Origin of the sequence: Armatimonas sp. (assembly GCF_031410135.1) — a bacterium.
Taxonomy (GTDB): Bacteria; Armatimonadota; Armatimonadia; order Armatimonadales; family Armatimonadaceae; genus Armatimonas.
This window is the reverse complement of the sequence record NZ_JANNYP010000670.1, coordinates 1-19,172: the sequence shown is the minus strand read 5'-3', so window position 1 is coordinate 19,172 and position 19,172 is coordinate 1. Positions and strand designations below refer to the sequence as shown.

Below are 19,172 nucleotides of genomic sequence, written 5' to 3'. Positions count from 1 at the left end.
CTTTTGCTTGCCGTCCCAGCGCGCTGTTAGCCAGCCCGCACAGACACCGATGCCAAAGAGAAACACATACCAAGGGCAGGTGTGGCCCAGCTCCGCAGCTTGCTTGCCCTGCATCAGAAAAATATTGGTCAGGCCGTAGCCGAGAATCGCCGTCCCGGCCAGTACCAGCGCCGTGCCGCGCGGCTTGGCGAGCAGCCAGAGGAGCACGGGAAAGAGAAAATAGATCTTCCACTCCACCGCGACGCTCCAGAGCGGCTGGTTGAAGGCCACTATCGTCTCCGGGAAGAGATCTTGCAGGAGAAGCGCATGCAGTCCGAGGGCGCGGAAGTCGAGCGGGCCACCGTTCCAGAAGAGCGTGTGCGCCACCGAGGCAGCAAGTACGGCAAAGTAGGCGGGCAGAATGCGCTTGGCTCGCTTGAGATAGAACTCCCCGGCGGGACGCGCTTTTTCCGGGAGTGCCAGGCAGAACCCCGAGAGCACAATAAACACATCCACGGCCAAGTGACCATAGAGTAGGACATCCGTCAGATTGTTTTTTGCACGGATCGGAAACGACTGGGCGCAGAGCAAAAAGGCATGGTGGACGACCACATACAGCGCCGCCAGGCCACGCAGACCGTCGAGGTGGGGGAAGTAAGCTCTCACAATTCTCTCAAGTATACGCGAAAATCGCTTGCGAGGCCCTAGGAAGCGTGATAATATTCAACCCGCGTCGCCGTCTTGGTAGGGGCGAGCTTGCCGATGTAGCTCAGTGGTAGAGCGGCTGTTTTGTAAACAGCGGGTCGCGGGTTCGAGTCCTGTCGTCGGCTTCGTTTGGAGAGCTAACAAGCTCTTTTAGGAAATGGACATTGTGGGTCGATGTCCGAGTGGTTAAAGGAGGCGGTCTGTAAAATCGTCGCGCGAGCTACGCAGGTTCGAATCCTGCTCGGCCCATTAAAAAGAAAACGGGGCGCTGTACTATACAGTGCCCCGTTTTTTTGCCAGAATGTAAAGTAACTATGTTTCAGAAAATCGCCATTGTTGGGGTAGGGCTCTTAGGGGGCTCGATTGGGTTAGCCGCGCGGGAGCGCAAGTTGGCCAAAGAAGTGGTGGGGGTGGAGACCAATCCTCACACCCGTGCCGAGGCAACCACGCGCAAAGCTGTTGCCAAGTGCACCGACATGCTGGGAATTGGGATTGCAGGGGCAGATCTGATTATTCTCGCGTGTCCGGTTCAGGCCATTGTCACCGAGCTGGCCCGGCTTGCTCCTTCGCTCTCCGAGAAAGCTGTGATCACCGATGTAGGCTCCGTCAAGACCGCGATTGTCGCGGCGGGCCAAGTGCTGGGCGGGGCTTTCGTGCCAGGCCACCCGATGGCGGGCGGAGAGCGGGGCGGGATGGAGTTTGCCCGCGCCGATCTCTTCGAGGGCGCGAGCTGGGCACTGACCCCGGATAGCCGCACACGTCCCGATGCCATTGCCAAGGTCACCCAGCTGGTGGAAGGACTAGGAGCCCGGGTTATCACCATGACCGCGGACGAACATGATCGAAGTGTCGCCGCGACCAGCCACCTGCCGCATCTGTTGGCCTACGCACTTTCGGCCATAGCGGGGGAGAGTCCCAAGCTCGAAGGTCCCTCCTTTAAAGATGCCACCCGCGTTGCCAGTAGCGACCCCGAACTCTGGCGGGAGATCTGCCTGATGAACCGCAAGGCGCTAGGGGATGCGCTGGATCGCTGCATAGGCGAACTAGACGGTATGCTCAAGGCGCTTGATGCCGAAGATGCGCCGGGTCTGGAAGCACTCTTACGTAAAGGCTGGCGCGGCTAGTTTTTTTAATAAGCGTTTCTTATTTAGGAGCCCGAAAAAATTCGTGATTTTTTTCACGAACTCGGCTCTGTCGAATGGGGGATGACTAAAAGTGTGCGGTATTATACTCTCAGAAGCGAAATGGACACCCAGATCAACACCTCCCATAAGAACCCAGCCTTTGCCCGCTATGCGTGGGCGGTGCTGGTTTTTAACCTTTTGGTGATCCTGGTAGGTACCGTCGTGCGGGCGACAGGCTCTGGTGCGGGCTGTGGTCAACACTGGCCGACATGCAAGGGGGAGATCATCCCGGTCGCGCCAAACCTTCATACGATCATTGAGTTTACACACCGCGCTGTCTCTGGTTTAGACGGCCTGCTGGTGCTCGCTCTGGTCGCAGGGGCATTTTTGCTCTATCCTCGTGGACATTACATTCGCCGTGCGGCACCCGTTGTGTTGCTACTCACGATTGTCGAGGCTTTGCTCGGAGCTGTGCTGGTCAAGCGCGGCTACGTCGAGAACAATGCCTCGGTCGAGCGTGCGGTGGCGATGTCGGTGCATCTCTGCACAACATTTTTCTTGCTCTTTTCTCTGGCACTCACCGCCTGGTACGCGAGTGGCAAAGCGCGTGTGCGTCTTTTTGCCCAAGGCTCGGTGAGTGGTGCGCTGGGGCTGGCGTTTCTGGCCATGCTCGTTCTGGGGGTTTCGGGAGCGATCACGGCACTGGGGGACACGCTCTTCCCGGCACGTAGCCATGAGGAAGTGATGCGCCTCGCTGAGGCCGCCAACGCTCCGTTTTTGCTGAAGCTCCGTGTCTGGCATCCCTATATCGCGGGCTCCGTTGGGCTCTACCTGATACTGATTGCTGGGCTCGTGGCGCACCTGCGGCCTTCGACAGAGTCTCGCCGGTGGGGGAGTATGCTGGGCTGGATCTTCCTTTGCGAGATCCTGATCGGTCTGACTAATGTCTGGCTCCGGGCTCCTGTGGCAATGCAGGTCATACACCTGATGTTTGCGGACTTCACGTGGGTAGCACTTTGTTTGTTGGCTTACTCGGCGTCCATGGACGGTGTTGTGCATGTGGAGGATATTGTTTTCTCGCCAGGAATAGAGAAGGAAGCCATGGTTGTGCAGAAAGTCGTGGAGCCTACGGGGCCTGCGACTTGGCGCGACTATCTTAATCTGACTAAGCCTCGCGTGATCTCACTACTGCTCTTTACCACCTTGACAGCGGCCTTTGTGGCAGCACATGGCTGGCCTGGCTTGGGGCTCTTTGTCGCACTCTTCGTTGGTGGTTACTGCTCGGCGGGGGCGGCCAATGCCTTCAATATGGTCATTGACCGCGATATTGACGCCAAGATGAGCCGCACGGCCAAGCGCCCGACGGTTACAGCGACGATTCCTGCAAACCAGGCACTGGGTTTTGCTCTGGTTATGGCGCTGGCCTCGTTCTTCACGCTCTGGCTTGGTACGAACTTACTCGCCGCGATGCTGAGCCTGTGTGGGTTGGTTTTCTACGTGGTGATCTACACGCTACTGCTCAAGCGCCGCACGGTGCAAAATATTGTGATCGGAGGCGCGGCGGGCTGTTTTCCACCTCTGGTGGGCTGGGCTGCCGTCACGGGCGATCTCAAGGGCGCACTGGCATGGTATCTTTTTGCTATTATCTTTGTGTGGACTCCAGCGCACTTCTGGGCGCTGGCCCTCCTCATCAAAGACCAGTATGCGGCGGTGGGTGTGCCCATGCTTCCTGCGGTGGTCGGAGATAAGCGAACCGTTACGCAGATCATTCTCTACGCGGTAATTACGGTCGGAGTCTCGCTCTTGCCTGTGGCACAAGGACTGGCAGGAGGGCTTTATGCGGTTCCTGCGGTTGCACTGGGCGCAATGCTGGTGCAACAGAGCTGGAAGCTTCGTCGTGGGGCGGATCGGCTCTCTGCACTGAAAGCCTATAAGTATTCTATGTTATACCTGGCGCTATTGTTCTTAGCTTTGGCTGTGGACGCGCGCTTTGGCAGTGGTTAAGGAACAGAAATAAATGACTGTCTTAGGTCTTGCTGAAATTCGTGAAATCGTGTACAAAGTGGCGGGCTTTTTACGCCTCGCAGTTATACCGGCACTTCTGGTCGGTCAGGACTGATTATCCATGCCAAATATTTTCGCACCTAGTAGTAATCTGATCGGCAAGCTGGCCATTATCGGCGTCGCCGCTTCCCCCCTGGTAGCCATGATCACGATCTCGCAGTTTACCCGCTCTGGCTATGTCACCAAAGTAGGCACTGCCTTTGAGCAGCCGGTTCCTTTCTCCCATGAGCACCACGTCACCGAGCTTGGGCTGGACTGTCGCTACTGCCATACATCGGTGGAGAAGTCCGCCAAGGCAGGCTATCCGGCGACTCACACCTGTATGTCGTGCCACTCGCAGGTCTGGTCCAACAGCCCGCTTCTGGAGCCCGTGCGGGAGAGCTATGAGAAAAACGTCCCGCTCAAGTGGACAACCCTCAATAAAGTGCCTGAGTTCGTTTACTTCAACCACTCGATCCATATTAGCCGAGGCGTGAACTGTAACAACTGTCATGGCCCGGTGCAGGCGATGCAGATGGCCTATAAAGGCCGACCTTTCCAGATGACTTGGTGTCTGGACTGCCACCGTCACCCCGAAAAGTACGTTGGTAAGCCTGGATCTGCTTTTGACCTCTACGAGAAAATCCGCAAGACCAAGACGGGCACTGTTCTGCACGACGAAAAAACGGGTAAGAAAGAGTGGGCTGGCTCTGGCTTGACGGAAGAAGAGCAGACTCTCATGGTAGGGGATCAGTACGTCCGTAAGGGCGAAGAGCTAGAAGAAGGCAAGAAGCTCGTCAAGGAATACAACATTAAGGTGGAGCAGCTCTCAGACTGCGCCGTTTGCCATCACTAATTTGAACATTATGAAGACCAAACAGTGGAAATCCTACGCCGAGCTGGCGAAGACCGAAGAGTTTACGCAGTGGGTAGATGAAGAGTTTCCCAACCGTGCGACACTCTTAGACCTGGATCGCCGTGACTTCCTGAAGCTCACGGGGGCGGGAATGGCGCTCGCCGGGCTCTCAGGCTGCCGCATCATGCCGCAGACAAAGTCGGTGCCCTATGTCCGCGCTCCGGAGCAGCTTGTTCCCGGTCAGTCGCTCTACTACGCCACCACGCTGGAGAGCCGGGGCCTGGGAATAGGAGTGCTGGTGCGCTCTTACGAAGGTCGTCCGGTTAAGATCGAAGGCAACCCCGAGCACCCATCGAGCCTCGGAGCCACCGATGTCTGGACACAGTCCGAGCTACTTTCCCTCTACGATCCGGAGCGCGCTCAGTCCGTGATCGAGCGCGGAGAAGTTCGGACATGGGATCAGTTCTTCTCAACTGCTCGCCCTGTGCTTCAGAAAGAAGCTGCCAGCGGTGGCGCGGGGATTCGCCTGGTTACCTCGACTGTCGTGAGCCCCCTGTATGCGGCGACCATCGGTAAGTTTATCCGTGCCTACCCGAATGCCAAGTGGATCCAGTGGGAGCCGCTCTCGCAGGTTAATGTCCGCAAGGGCACCCAGCTTGCTTTCGGGAAGCCTCTTACGCCGGTCTATCACTTAGATCAGGCCAAGACCATTCTCTCGCTGGATGCAGACTTTCTGCTGACCCTCCCCGGCTCGGTTCGCTATGCCCGTGAGTTCGCCAACGGTCGTCGTGTGCGCGCCGACAAGCCCGAGATGAACCGTCTCTACACCATTGAGAGCAGCTACACGGTCACTGGAGCTTCCTCTGATCATCGTTTAGCCGTCAAGCCTACCGATGTCGAGCGTGTCGCCCGCGTGCTACTGACAAAGATCACGGGAAGTGGAGCCGGTCAGCTTCCCGCCGGTGTGGACGAAGCGTTCTTAAACGCACTGGTGGCGGATCTGAAAAACGGCAGTGGTGTGGTGATTCCGGGTGATGAACAGTCGCCCGCGCTCCATGCCATTGCCCACGCGATCAACGCCGCGATTGGCGCCAATGGTAAGGGCGTTACCTACCATGCGCCGATTGAGGCCAAGGTCACCGATCAGGCGGCGGACATCAAGGCACTCTCTGCCGATATCGAAGCGGGGAAAGTGAGCTTCTTGCTGACCCTGGGCGGCAACCCGATCTACGATGCCCCTGCCGATGCGAACCTTAAGAAAGCCTATCTCTCCGAGAAGTGTCCTCTCCGGGCGCATCTCTCCCACTATGAAAACGAGACTGCGGAGCTTTCGCACTGGTCCTTGCCGGAGTCGCATGGCCTGGAGTCCTGGGGAGATCTGAAGGCGCACGATGGGACGGTAGGACTGCAGCAGCCACTCGTCGAGCCACTCTACGATACCAAGACGCCTACTGAGGTCATTGCTCTGCTGCTAGGGCAGCCTCTGACGGGCATGGAGCTGCTCCGCCAGCACCATGCCGCGATTGCAGAGCCGGTCTGGCGCAAGGCCGTCCACGACGGTGTGCTTCCTGGAACGGCTAGCCCTGCTGCTACGGTGGCTCCCGTTGCGAACTTACTGGCGAGCCTCCCCGAGACACCGGCATCCCCTGATCTGGAAGTGAACTTCCGCCCTGATCCGACGATCTGGGACGGGCGCTATGCCAATAATACCTGGCTCCAGGAGCTGCCCAAGCCTCTCACCACGATTGTTTGGGACAACGCCGCGCTGATCTCACCGAAAACGGCCAAGAAGCTCGGCCTGATCGCTTCCGAGGGAAACAATGACGCGGTCAATATCGCCCAGTACTCCGGTAAGAAGCTCATCGAAGTGACTGTCGGTGGGGCGAGTGTCAAAGTGGCAGTATGGGTTCAGCCCGGCCAGCCCGACGATACAATCACGCTCTTCTTGGGCTATGGACGGACAAAAGGCGGAGCGGTCTGCGAGAAGCAGGGCTTTGATGTTTACCCGGTTCGCACCAGTGGCTCCCTGAACCACGCATTGGGTGTGACGGTCAAGCCAACCAATGAGAGCTATGAGCTGGCCTACACGCAGCCGCACCACCTGATGCGCTCCGAGACCACCGATCCGTTCGGGGTCAATGAAGCACTTCATGTTGTGGAGCATAAGAACCGTGATATCGTCCGCTCAGGGACCCTTGCCCGCTTTGTCGAGACTAAGGGCCACCTGCACCACCTGCATGAGGCTGATCCCGAACGAGCTGGGGTCGCACCGCATGGCGAGAGTGAGGGGGAGCATAACGAGCACCCGGTCGAGGTGGCCAAGCTTCCCACGATCCCCGCCGATGATGCCTTTGGTCTGGGCCGTAATCACTGGAAGTACCTGGCGGCGGAGCCGACGGTCAAGTCGGAGGTCAACAAAGAGGGCTATAACTCTCTCTATCCCGAGTACTCACGGGCGGGGTTCAACGCCTGGGCCATGAGCATTGACCTGACCACGTGTATCGGCTGTAATGCCTGTACGATTGCCTGCCAAGCAGAGAACAATATCCCCACGGTAGGCAAGGACCAGGTAGCGGCGGGGCGTGAGATGCACTGGATTCGCATTGACCACTACTTTGAGTCGGCAGATCTGGAGCATGTCGAGAGCCACTTCATGCCGATTCCCTGTATGCAGTGTGAGAAAGCTCCCTGTGAGCCGGTCTGTCCGGTCGCCGCGACCGTGCACAGTCACGAGGGCCTCAACCAGATGGTCTACAACCGCTGTGTGGGGACGCGCTACTGCTCCAACAACTGCCCCTACAAAGTCCGACGCTTTAACTTCTTAAAGTGGACACAGGGCGCGGGAGGAGCGACCACGCTCAACTACTTTGAAAAGCCCGTTCTGAAGATGCTCTCAAACCCCGATGTAACGGTGCGAGGCCGTGGTGTGATGGAGAAGTGTACCTACTGTGTCCAGCGCATCAACGACGTCCGAATCGAGGCCAAAAAAGAGAGCCGCGAGATTCAGGATGGCGAGATTATCACGGCCTGCCAGCAGGTCTGTCCGACACAGGCAATTGTCTTTGGGGATATCAACAACCCCAAGAGCAAGGTGAGTTTGCTGAAGCAACAACCTCATGACTACGCGCTCCTGGCCGAGCTCAACACTCGTCCACGAACGACGTACATGGCGAAGATCAAGAACCCGAACCCCGCGCTGGTAAAGCCGGTGGCGGCGGAGGGAGGGCACTAGATGGCAACGGAACCGATGGGTGGCAAGCGCACGCAGCTCATCCCCGAAAATTTTATTGACAACGAGCACGACTATGAGTCTATTACAGACATCATTGCACGCGTTGTTCTAAACCCGCGTCCGCCGCTGGTCTGGTTTATTGTGACCGCCATTGGTTTTGTCGGGCTGAACGTCATGCTGATGGCGATCACCTGGCTGATCCTGCGGGGAACCGGTATCTGGGGAAACAACCAGCCCGCAGGCTGGGCATGGGACATTGTTAACTTTGTGTGGTGGATTGGTATCGGCCACGCGGGGACACTGATCTCGGCGATTCTCTTGCTGATGCGCCAGTCTTGGCGTAACTCGATCAACCGCTTTGCGGAGGCGATGACGATCTTCGCCGTGATGTGTGCGGGACTCTACCCGCTGCTTCACACAGGGCGTCCTTGGTGTGACTACTGGCTCTTTCCCTACCCGAACATTCTGGGAATGTGGCCGCAGACGCGCTCGCCGCTGGAGTGGGACGTCTTTGCTGTCTCGACCTACTTTACGATCTCGATGCTCTTCTGGTTCTTAGGACTGGTGCCGGACATTGCAACCCTGCGTGACCGCTCCCAGAGCATGATCGCCAAAGTTCTCTACGGCGCGGCGGCACTCGGCTGGCGAGGAAGTGCCAAGCACTGGTTCCGCTACGAGCAGGCGACCAATATCCTGGCAGGTATCTCCGCCCCGCTCGTTCTCTCGGTACACACGATCGTTAGCTTCGACTTCGCCGTCGGAATTGTCCCTGGCTGGCATACGACCATCTTCCCGCCTTACTTTGTGGCAGGAGCCGTCTTTGCGGGATTTGCGATGGTACTGACATTCGGGTTGCCGCTTCGTGCGCTCTACGGTCTCAAGGACTTTATCACCGAGAAGCACCTCGACTGGATGGCCAAGATTACACTGGCAACGGGCTTGATCGTCTTCTATGGCTACGTCTTGGAGATCTTCTATAGCTGGTACTCGGGAAATGTCTACGAGCTTGCCGTGGTCAACCATAGATTTGCCGGTCCTTATGCACCGTTCTACTGGGCGCTGATCTTCTGTAACGGTATCTGGCCGCAGGCACTCTGGTATCACAAGCTCCGTAAGAATGTCCCGTTCCTCTTTGTTACCAGTATCATTATTGGAATCGGAATGTGGCTGGAGCGCTTCATCATTATCCCGATGTCGCTTACCCGTGACTTCTTGACCAGCTCCTGGGGCTACTACTCTCCGACCCTCTGGGACTGGCTACTCTTTTTGGGGACGATGGGTTTCTTCACCTTCTTGCTCTTTATGTTCATCAAGGTACTACCCTTCATCAATATCTTTGAGATGCGCGATCTACTGTATAAAAATCACCACACGTTTGGTCATGACGCTCACGCGGCCCATGAAGAGGAGGCTCACTAATGTCAGCACATGGACATGGGCCCGTTGAGAATCCAATCTACGGAATGGTCGCGGAGTTTGACTCTCCCGATGATCTCGTGGCAGCGGCGAAGCGTGCGACGGCAGCGGGCTACTCGAAGACCGATGCCTACTCGCCCTTCCCGATTCATGGCCTTGCAGAAGCACTTCCCAACGGCACCGACGACCGCCTTCCCTGGTTTGCGTTCTTTGGAGGAATCACGGGCTGTCTCTTAGGCTTTGGGCTACAGTACTTCATCGCCGTAATTGACTACCCGATGAATGTTGGTGGAAAGCCACTTAACACTTGGCCACAGTTTATTCCTGTCACCTTTGAGATGACGGTTCTATGTACGGGACTGACGACCTTTATTGCACAGTGGGCACTCAATGGTCTGCCTCGCTACCACCACTCGATCTTTAATGCACCGAACTTTGATCGTGCGACTCAGGATCGCTACTTCCTGTGCATCGAGACCAAAGATCCCAAGTACGAACCAAATGAAACGGCGGCGTTCCTGAATGGGCTAGGAGCCCTGAATGTTGCGGAGGTAGCGCGGTAGTGAAGATAACTATGCGATACACACTAGGGCTGATGCTCTTGGGCGGAAGTGCTCTTGTCTCGGGCTGTCACATTGACATGTGGGAGCAGCCGAAGATGAAGGCCTACTACGAGAGCGATTTTTACACCGATCGTCAGGCGAGCCGCGCAATGCCCGAAGGCACGATTGCCCGTGGTAAGCTCCGCACCAACGATGCCTTTACTACGGGAAAAGAAGCCGGTAAGTTCGTCGCGCAGATCCCCGCTGAGGCGGTCAAGAGCTTTGGCGGTCCCAAGGCGATGCTGGATCGCGGTGAGAACCGCTACACGGTCTACTGCGCTCCCTGTCATGGAACAACGGGTAACGGCAATGGCTTTATAGCACAGCGCGGCCTTGGGTTCTGGCAGAAGCTCCCCTCCACGCTACACCAGCCCCGTTTGCTCAAAGCGGAAGATGGCTATATCTACGACGTTCTTACCCACGGTAAGGGCGCGATGTATGGTTACGCTTCTCGCATCCAGGACTACAACGATCGCTGGGCGGTGGTGAGCTATGTTCGTGCGCTCCAGCTTGCCAGCGGTGGAGCAGTGGCTGAAGCGCCACCCGCTGTTGCTTCTCCTGTGCCCACTGTAGGCAACCCTACTCCCGCTCCTGTCGCAGCAACCCCAACACCTGAGGCTGTTAAGAAAGAGCAAGAAGATCTCGATAGTGCCATGAGTAAGCTGACAGGCGATGTTCTTTTTGACACCGCGAAGGCTACCCTGAAGCCCGAAGCACAGACGTTTCTCGCTGCTGTTGCGGAGATCCTCAAGAAAAATCCGGGCGCTAAAGTGGAGGTTGGGGGACATACCGACTCTCAAGGTAAGGCAGCAAGTAACCTCTCACTCTCCGACCAACGGGCAAATTCGGTTCGCGATTTTCTGACGAGCAAGGGAGTGCCTGGTAGTACTCTTCTGGCGAAGGGCTACGGCTCCGCCAAGCCCATCGCGGACAATAGTTCAGCGGAGGGCCGTGCGAAGAACCGACGTATTACCCTGACGGTTCAAGGAGGCGTAAACTAATGACGGAACACGAAATACACGACGCCCCCTCGGCACTTCCGACGCTGACGAAACTAGGGAACATGGCTACGAGAATGGCCGTGATCGGTGCGATTGCGCTGGCTGCGGGCTACTTCACGGACCAGAGCGCTAGCCACCGGGTCTTTGCAGGAGCCTACCACTACGGCTTTATCTTCTGGCTGACGTTGACCCTGGGCTGTACGACCCTCACGTTTCTGCACCACACGATCCGTGCCCAATGGAGCCTCTCGATCCTGAAGGTACTGGAGGCTGGCAATAAAAATCTGTGGTTGATCGGGATGTTCTTTGTGCCCATCGCGATCGCGACGGTTGCAGGACACGCAGTCTTCCCCTGGGCCGATCCGGCGTTTATGGCCAAGCTCCCTATTCAGAAACAGCAGTGGCTCAACCCCACCGCCTGGCTGATCCGCGCTGTGTTCTACTTTGCCTTCTGGATCTGGACAATGAGTAAGCTCAATGCTTCCTCGAAGGCTCAGGACTTAGATCGGGATGAAGCGCGGGGTGAGTGGCGACGGAGCTTTGCACCGCCCCTCGGTGTTGTGCATGTGATCTTGCTGACCTTCGCCTTCACCGACTGGCTGATGTCGCTCAACCCAATGTTCTTCTCCACGCTCTACGGAGCATGGCACATGGCAACGGGAATTCTGATGACGATTGCCTTTGGGACGGTACTTGTCCTCTCAATGCGAACCATGCGCCCTTTTGCCGCTGCGATTAGTCCTGTGCTGACCAAAGACCTTGGCAATATGATGCTGGGCTTTACCATGATCTTTGGGTACTTTACGATCTCCCAGTTCCTGATCATCTGGTCGGGTAACCTGCCGGAGGAGATTGTCTTCTTCGTACAGCGATTTGAAGGCCCTCTCGTCTTCGTTGGGCTTGCGATAGTGGTGTTCCAGTTCTTCGGGCCGTTTCTGGCTCTGCTCTCAGGGAAGGGCAAGCGAACACCGCACCTGCTGATCATTGTCGCGGCGTGGATCTTCTTCTTCCGAACGATAGATGTCTGGTGGCAGGTTGTGCCTTTCTTCAAGTCCGCCTCGATTGCGTTCTCGACGCTTTGGATTGACTTGGCTGCACTGGTGTTTATTGGAGGGGTCTGGATGATCTTCTTCGTGCGAAACTTCAAGCAGACCGAGCTTCTTCCTTTGCACGACACAAGACTTCAAGATACTAAGCTCGCCTTGGAGGCACACTAACTATGCATGGCTCAAATGAAATCAACGACGGTACGATCCCGGAGCTTGGCTACGAGCATCGTGATGTCAATATTGCTGCCATTGTTCGCTGGATGAGCATCTTTGCGGGATTTGTCGTGGTCTCGATCATGGCCATTCAATTTGCTGCCTACCCGTTCTTTACGCCCGACTGGACGAAACTGGAGCGTGAGGTGCCTGCGTTTGTGACAAAGCCTCGCACCCCGCCCTATCCGCAGGTTCAAGCCGATCCTAAGCTCGATATGGAAGTCTTTAAGGCGTCTGAAGCAACTTTACACGAGGGGATTAACAAGGCTAAAGCAACTCTTGCTGCTCGCGGAATCTCCGGGGTGACCGGTGAGGCTCCGAAAGAAGAGCACAGCTCCTATCCCGGCAGTGGTAAGTATGCTGGTGGAGAGGGTGAGCACTAATGTGCCAACGCGGTAAGCTCGCCCTGGTAGCAGCGGTTGTGGCATTGGCTCCCTCCGCTTTTGCCCAGGGGCAGTCTCAGCAAGCACCGTTTGGGTCGCGCCCACGCTTCGATACGGGGATCAATGCGGCACGTGATGTCTCAATCAACCAGAACCTGGATGCTGCACTTCCCTTGGAGACCATGTTTCGGAGCGAGACCGGCAAGCCCGTTGCCCTGAAAGAGTTCTTTGGGCCGAAACCTGTCTGGCTGGTGATGCCGTTCTTTAAGTGTACGGGGACCTGCCCCATGATGGTGGAGGGGATAATCTCCGCCATGCATGAGCCCGGTTTAGGCTACCAGATTGGGCGTGATTTTGAGGTTGTCGTCATTTCGATCAATCCGAAGGAGACACCTGAGATTGCAACGGCAAAGAAGCAAGAATATCTGAGCTTGCTTGGCTTAGCGGGAGCAGAAAAGTCCTTTCATTTTCTGACCGGTGAAGAAAAAGACATTCGAGCGGTTGCCGATGCGCTGGGTTACAAGTATGTCTATGATGCCAAGACGGGGCAATATGCACATGCTAGCGCAACTTTTATGGTTACTCCCAAGGGACGAGTTTCTCGTTATCACTTTGGAGTGAGCTACAAAGCCAAAGATGTCCGTCTCTCGCTAACAGAAGCGGGACAAGGCCGTATCGGGAGTGTGGCGGAGAAGATTTTGCTTTTCTGCTACCACTACGATCCGCAGAGAAATACCTATGGGCTCGCTATTTTTCGGCTTCTGCAAGTGCTGGGAACCGCAACTGCAATTGCCCTAGGTTCGTTTATGGTTATTAGCTTCCGGCGCGAGTCCCGGGAGCAGAGAAGAGAGGGCTGAGTACCGATGGGTGAAATGCCGATTATGGCTCCGGCAGCATCGGAATACGCGAAGAACGTAGACGTGCTCTACTGGGTGCTCACTGCACTAACAGTGATTTTAACAGTCCTGGTGCTGGGACTGATGGGCTTTCTGGTGGCACGCTATCAGCGTGGTAACAATGTGGATCGTTCTAACCCTGTAGATCACCACAATGGGCTTGAGATGGCTTGGACACTTCCTGCCCTGGTTTTGGGGTTAGGAATCTTTGTCTGGTCTGCAAAGCTATTTGGTGAGGTCTACCAACCACCCAAGAATGCCAAAGAGATCTTTATCATTGGGAAACAGTGGATGTGGCATATGCAGCATGCCAATGGTATCCGTGAGAATAATGAGCTTCATATCCCGGTAGATGAGCCGGTGAAGTTCACGATGATCTCACAAGATGTGATCCATGCGTTCTTTATTCCTGAGTTCCGTATGCAGCGCCAGGTTCAGCCGGGCGAGTACACGCAGATGTGGGCTAAACCCACCCGAATTGGCAAGTACCATATCTACTGCAATATGTACTGTGGTACACAGCACTCCGAGATGGGAGGCTGGGTCTACGTGATGAGCCGCGCCGACTATAATAAGTGGGCTGCCAGCGGTGGAGGACGTGCTGTCAATCCCGGTGGGATCGAAGCGACACGTGGAGGACTCTCTCTGGCACAGCAGGGCAAGGCACTGTACGAAAAATTTCAGTGTGCCGGCTGTCATGGCGGCGGCGGGTCCGATGCTGCCAAACGAGGTCCCTCGCTTGCGGGGATTTTTGGCAAGACGCGCCAGCTTGCTAGCGGTAAGATCGTGACGGCGGATGATGCGTATTTGCGAAATGCTATCCTCTATCCTGATGAGTTTGCTCTCGCAGGCTGGCCCCAAGGGATGCCTTCTTATAAAGGTGTCTTGGCAGAAGGTGATGTCGTGGCAATCAATGCCTATGTCAAGACACTTGGAACCAAAGAGGAGCCTCATGGAGGCACACCTGCGGATGAATCCATCCCGGCCAGCACCGATAATCAGCAGTTTCGTTATATGTATGGAGGAGAACAATACCAATGAGCGTGAGTACTTTAGATAGTCACGATGCCCCCGTGGTGTCACACGGTCATACCCGTGCTGCTCATGGGGAGAGCCCTTATGGTGTGGATAATGAAAACTATATCAACACCGATTTCTCAATCAAGTCCTGGTTGCTGACGGTTGACCACAAGCGCATTGCGCTCCTGTATCTCTTCTCCGTCTCTATGTTCTTCTTACTAGGAGGACTCGCTGCAGGTCTGGTTCGGCTGGAACTGACTGCGCCCAAGGGACAGATTCTCTCCAGTGATGCCTACAACCGAGTTTTCTCGGCACACGGCATCATCATGGTGTTTTTGTTTCTGATTCCGGCAGTTCCGGCAATTTTGGCGAACTTTGCCCTCCCTTTGATGATTGGGGCACGCGACCTGGCCTTCCCGCGCTTAAACTTACTCTCTTGGTATGTTTATATGGCGGGTGGAACCTGTATTCTGATCTCTCTCTTTTCAGGAGGAGTGGATACGGGCTGGACGTTCTATACGCCCTACTCAAGTATCTATGCCAACGGAAACGTGGCTCTCTGTCTGATGGGAGTGTTTCTCGGGGGATTCTCCTCCATCTTTACAGGACTGAACTTTATTGTCACGGTGCACAAGATGCGTGCCCCCGGAATGACTTGGTTTCGATTACCGCTCTTTGTGTGGGCGATGTATGCGACCTCCGTCATCATTATGCTGGGAACGCCCGTTGTGGCAGTAACTCTTCTGGTGGTTCTGGTAGAGCGAACGCTAGGATTCGGAATATTCTCTCCCGAGCTGGGCGGCGATCCGGTTTTGTTCCAGCACATGTTCTGGTTCTACTCGCATCCTGCGGTTTATATCATGATGCTTCCTGCCCTTGGAATCATCAACGAGATCATCGCTACCAACTGTAAAAAGCGAATCTTTGGTTATGAGTTTGTTGCCATGTCGTCGCTGGCCATTGCAGCCTTCGGGTTTGTGGTGTGGGGCCACCATATGTTTGCGACGGCTCAGTCTATGTACTCGAGCATGGTCTTCTCAATCATCTCGTTTTTAGTGGCCGTGCCCTCTGCCGTAAAAGTCTTTAACTGGATTGCGACGATCTTCAAGGGGAGTGTTGAGCTCTCCAGCCACATGATCTTTGCACTAGGCTTTATCGGTCTCTTTGTTATCGGTGGACTGACGGGCATGTACCTAGCGGCAATCGCTGTAGATGTACACCTGACAGCGACGTATTTTGTCGTGGCGCACTTCCATTATGTGATGGTGGGAGGGGCCTTGCTAGGCTTCATGGGCGGCTTGCACTACTGGTGGCCCAAGATGACAGGACGCCTCTACCCTGAGTTTCCCGCAAAGCTCTCCGCGATCATCCAGTTTGTCGGTTTTAACATGACCTTTTTCCCGCAGTTTATTGTGGGCTACTTGGGAATGCCACGCCGCTACCACTTCTACGCACCGGAGTACCAGATCTGGCACGTCGCCTCATCCGCAGGCTCCACCGTCCTTGGAATTGGCTTCATGATGCCGGTCTGCTACTTGTTGTGGTCCTGGTTTAAGGGTGAGAAAGCCGTTGCTAACCCTTGGGGAGCGGTTGGACTGGAATGGACGATTCCCTCTCCGCCTGTTACGCACAACTTCCTGGAGATCCCGGTGGTCACGTGGGAAGCTTACGAGTACCACGGAGAGCATCCTGCCCACGATATCTTAGATCATGCCCATGATCATGACAAGGATCCGCAGCATGCGTCTCCCGTCCGAGAGGAGACCCACGTATGAGTCTGCACGCTCTAGAGCCTAACGCAGGGGCTGAGCATTCGCACGGTGCTGGGCAGCGGGTCTCGATGCAGTACGAGAACATTCACCAGCAAAACGAGAGCTATCTGGTAGGGATGTGGTCGTTTCTGGTAACAGAGATCATGTTCTTCGGAGGGCTGTTTCTGGCGTACTCTCTCTACCGAGTTATGTACTTCGATACCTACTTGGAAGCGCACCAGTTCTTGCTCCAGTACAACTTCCTGGGCTTGATGAAAGGCGGCTTTCCTTGGCTCGGGACAATCAATACAGCGGTACTGCTGACGAGCTCGCTCTTTATGGTGCTTGCGGTCTACAATGCCCAGATCGGCCAGCGGATTAAAACGATCCTCTGGATTGGGACAGTGGTAGCCTGTGCGATGGTCTTCATGGTAGTAAAGTACTTCGAGTACACCAATAAGCTACATGAAGGTCTCTACCCGGATCGCAACTTCAACTATGCCCGTGCGCTCTATATTCTCAAGACAGAGCACGCCGGTCACGATAGTGGCGGTCATGCGGAGAATCCACGCGCCAATCGTGCCTGGACAGCGATGAAAGAGGCCGAGAAGGCAGGCGCGAAGCTGAGCGAAGAGGGGCTAGAGATTCCAGCCACACAGACTGCCAAGCTTACGGCGGGAATGGACCAGAGACTAACGTCCATACCCAATGGAACGATTGCTTTTTCTGTGCCTAATGTCGCTTTCACGCACTATAACGCAGAGGCGCAGCATGCCCGGCTCTTCATGAGTATCTACTTCTGTATGACAGGGCTTCATGGCATCCACGTCTCGATTGGGATTGCGATGATGGTGCTGCTAATGTTCTTCTACTGGATCAAGCACCCCTGTGTAGACGACTACATGCCGCTGGAAATGATTGGCCTGTACTGGCACTTTGTGGACATCGTGTGGATCTTCTTGTTCCCGCTGATGTACCTAATCTCGTAAAGGAAAGATGATGGCTGATATTGCACACGGACACGACGATCATGGACACGGGCACGGGCCTGTGAACCCTGCTGTCGAGGTTATCCAGCATCCGAAACCCTCGCTCTACTGGCTCACTTACGCGATACTTTTCGTCTTACTGATCGTCACCGTGGTTCTCTATTACATTGATCTCAGTGCGGCAACACGCTGGGTAGGGATGAACTTTGTGGTGGCGATGATTGTCGCGGTGATCAAAGCGGGTTTTGTGGTCTACAACTTCATGAACGTCCGAGGAAGCACGAAGCTGACTTGGCTCTGGGCGGTGCTAGGCTTTGTTTGGCTGATGCTCATGGCGGGAATTTTTATTGACTACCGTAATCGGCCCTCACAGGGTGGCTGGGAACAGCCCTTCGTCCGTTACTAGACAAGAAATAACCCATGCCCGGCGCATCTGCGTCGGGCTTTTGCTTTTGGAGGATCAACAATGATTGTTACAGTCTGGGGGGAAAACCTCCATGAAAAGCAGCATGAAGCTGTGCAGAAAGTCTATCCTAATGGCATGCACAACGCGATTGCCGAGGGGCTGCGTGAGCTACTGGGTGAGAGTGCCACCGTGCGAACCGCGACTCTTGATCAGCCAGAGCATGGCCTCACCGATGAGATCCTGGCGAGCACGGATGTCCTTACCTGGTGGGGACACATGGGCCACGACAAAGTGGACGATGCCATTGTGGAGAAAGTCCATAAGCGGGTTCTCGAAGGCATGGGACTGATTGTCCTGCACTCGGGCCACTTCTCCAAAATCTTCCGCAAGCTCATGGGGACGACGTGTGGGCTGATCTGGCGCGACGACGACTTCGAGCGGGTCTGGACGGTGCGCCCCGGCCATCCTATCACCGAGGGGCTCCCGCCCGTCTTTACTGTGCCCCTCACCGAGATGTACGGGGAGTACTTTGACATTCCTCAGCCCGATGAGCTCGTTTTTATCTCCAGCTATGGTGGCGGCGAGGTCTTCCGCTCCGGCTGCTGTTGGAACCGGGGACGAGGCAAAGTCTTCTATTTTTCGCCTGGCCACGAGACGTATCCCATCTACTTCCAGCCGGAGATTCGCCGTGTGATCGCCAACGCTTGCAAGTGGGCCGCACCGACCACGGAACTTGGTATTCGGGTCTGTCCGCATGCACCACAGGGCTGGTTTGAGACCAATCCGAACCTTGGTTGGGAAAAGAAATCGTGAGACGCGCACTGCTGGTCGGGGCGGGGGGAATGGGACAAGGCTGGGCCAAGAACCTCGTCGCCCACTCCGATCAGGTGATGTTGGCGGGCTGGGTGGATATTCGCGAAGGCGCCGCTGCTGCTGCTGCCGAAAAGCATGAAATTTCGGGGGTCTGGACTGGCATCGAGCTAGAGAAGGCCATCGCCGAAACCCAGCCCGACTTTGTGGTAGATGTGACTATCCCCGAGGCCCACCATGATGTGACCCTCACGGCACTAGCCCACGGGATTCCCGTGATTGGTGAGAAGCCGATGGCGCACTCGATGGAGGCCGCTCGGGCGATGGTCGCGGCGAGCGAAAAAGCCGGCAAGCTCTACATGGTCAGCCAGTCGCGGCGCTATGACAATCGTATCCGTGCTTATCGTCGGCTAATCGAGAATACTTGCGGCTCGCTGGGAATCCTGAACGCCGATTTTTATATCGGAGCGCACTTTGGGGGCTTTCGTGATGAGATGGATCATGTCTTGCTTCTTGACATGGCCATCCATTCGTTTGACCAGGCACGCTATCTCTCTGGCTCTGACCCTGTTTCTGTCTATGCGGAGGAGTTTAACCCCGCGTGGTCCTGGTACAAAGGTGCAGCATCGGCGACGTGTCTCTTTGAGATGGCAAATGGCCTGCGCTTCACCTACCGAGGCTCGTGGTGCGCTGAGGG

General features: G+C 55.8%; 17 protein-coding genes and 2 tRNA genes. 18 read left to right on the top strand and 1 reads right to left on the bottom strand.

Features of this window, described 5'->3' with window-relative positions:
- The coding region (locus RMO15_RS24525; RefSeq protein ID WP_309718792.1) for an acyltransferase at positions 1–645 on the bottom strand (645 nt) is incomplete at its 3' end.
- Positions 646–737: 92 nt separating this feature from the next.
- Here RMO15_RS24525 and RMO15_RS24520 point away from each other — a divergent pair.
- The 18 genes from RMO15_RS24520 to RMO15_RS24435 form a co-directional block, all read left to right on the top strand.
- Positions 738–809, top strand: a tRNA-Thr gene (locus tag RMO15_RS24520).
- Between the two features lie 43 nt (positions 810–852).
- A tRNA-Tyr gene (locus tag RMO15_RS24515) sits at positions 853–933 on the top strand.
- A 65-nt stretch (positions 934–998) separates the two neighbouring features.
- Entirely contained in the window at positions 999–1,808 is an 810-nt protein-coding gene (locus tag RMO15_RS24510) for a prephenate dehydrogenase/arogenate dehydrogenase family protein (protein WP_309718790.1), read from the top strand.
- Between the two features lie 120 nt (positions 1,809–1,928).
- The gene (locus RMO15_RS24505) at positions 1,929–3,812 is read left to right on the top strand and encodes a heme o synthase (RefSeq protein WP_309718781.1); all 1,884 of its coding nucleotides are present in this window, start codon (positions 1,929–1,931) and stop codon (positions 3,810–3,812) included.
- Positions 3,813–3,933: 121 nt separating this feature from the next.
- A complete protein-coding gene (locus RMO15_RS24500) occupies positions 3,934–4,707 on the top strand; it encodes a cytochrome c3 family protein (protein ID WP_309718778.1) in 774 nt (257 codons plus the stop codon).
- Between the two features lie 10 nt (positions 4,708–4,717).
- Positions 4,718–7,939, top strand: coding sequence for a TAT-variant-translocated molybdopterin oxidoreductase (locus RMO15_RS24495; RefSeq protein WP_309718775.1), 3,222 nt, complete (start codon positions 4,718–4,720; stop codon positions 7,937–7,939).
- On the top strand, positions 7,940–9,358 hold the full coding sequence (gene nrfD, locus RMO15_RS24490) for an NrfD/PsrC family molybdoenzyme membrane anchor subunit (RefSeq protein ID WP_309718772.1): 1,419 nt from the start codon (positions 7,940–7,942) through the stop codon (positions 9,356–9,358).
- A complete protein-coding gene (locus tag RMO15_RS24485; RefSeq protein WP_309718769.1) occupies positions 9,358–9,918 on the top strand; it encodes a DUF3341 domain-containing protein in 561 nt (186 codons plus the stop codon). Before nrfD ends, RMO15_RS24485 begins: the two co-directional genes overlap by 1 nt.
- A gap of 11 nt (positions 9,919–9,929) precedes the next feature.
- Entirely contained in the window at positions 9,930–10,958 is a 1,029-nt protein-coding gene (locus RMO15_RS24480; RefSeq protein WP_309718767.1) for an OmpA family protein, read from the top strand.
- A gap of 62 nt (positions 10,959–11,020) precedes the next feature.
- Positions 11,021–12,175 carry a hypothetical protein gene (locus RMO15_RS24475; protein WP_309718764.1) on the top strand — a complete coding sequence of 385 codons (1,155 nt, stop codon included), beginning with the start codon at positions 11,021–11,023 and terminating at the stop codon, positions 12,173–12,175.
- 2 nt (positions 12,176–12,177) lie between these two features.
- Positions 12,178–12,603, top strand: coding sequence for a hypothetical protein (locus tag RMO15_RS24470; protein ID WP_309718761.1), 426 nt, complete (start codon positions 12,178–12,180; stop codon positions 12,601–12,603).
- Complete coding sequence (locus RMO15_RS24465) at positions 12,603–13,460, top strand: SCO family protein (protein WP_309718758.1); 858 nt, start codon at positions 12,603–12,605, stop codon at positions 13,458–13,460. Before RMO15_RS24470 ends, RMO15_RS24465 begins: the two co-directional genes overlap by 1 nt.
- 24 nt (positions 13,461–13,484) lie before the next feature.
- Positions 13,485–14,540: a cytochrome c oxidase subunit II gene (coxB, locus tag RMO15_RS24460; protein ID WP_309718755.1), complete on the top strand. Its 1,056-nt coding sequence runs from the start codon at positions 13,485–13,487 to the stop codon at positions 14,538–14,540.
- The gene (locus tag RMO15_RS24455; protein WP_309718752.1) at positions 14,537–16,294 is read left to right on the top strand and encodes a cbb3-type cytochrome c oxidase subunit I; all 1,758 of its coding nucleotides are present in this window, start codon (positions 14,537–14,539) and stop codon (positions 16,292–16,294) included. Before coxB ends, RMO15_RS24455 begins: the two co-directional genes overlap by 4 nt.
- Positions 16,291–17,259, top strand: a complete 969-nt coding sequence (locus tag RMO15_RS24450; RefSeq protein ID WP_309718749.1) for a cytochrome c oxidase subunit 3 — start codon at positions 16,291–16,293, stop codon at positions 17,257–17,259. Before RMO15_RS24455 ends, RMO15_RS24450 begins: the two co-directional genes overlap by 4 nt.
- A gap of 7 nt (positions 17,260–17,266) precedes the next feature.
- Complete coding sequence (locus RMO15_RS24445) at positions 17,267–17,665, top strand: cytochrome C oxidase subunit IV family protein (protein WP_309718746.1); 399 nt, start codon at positions 17,267–17,269, stop codon at positions 17,663–17,665.
- 60 nt (positions 17,666–17,725) lie between these two features.
- Positions 17,726–18,478: a ThuA domain-containing protein gene (locus RMO15_RS24440; protein ID WP_309718739.1), complete on the top strand. Its 753-nt coding sequence runs from the start codon at positions 17,726–17,728 to the stop codon at positions 18,476–18,478.
- A partial coding sequence (locus tag RMO15_RS24435) for a Gfo/Idh/MocA family oxidoreductase (RefSeq protein ID WP_309718735.1) occupies positions 18,475–19,172 on the top strand: 698 nt, incomplete at its 3' end. The genes RMO15_RS24440 and RMO15_RS24435, both read left to right, overlap by 4 nt.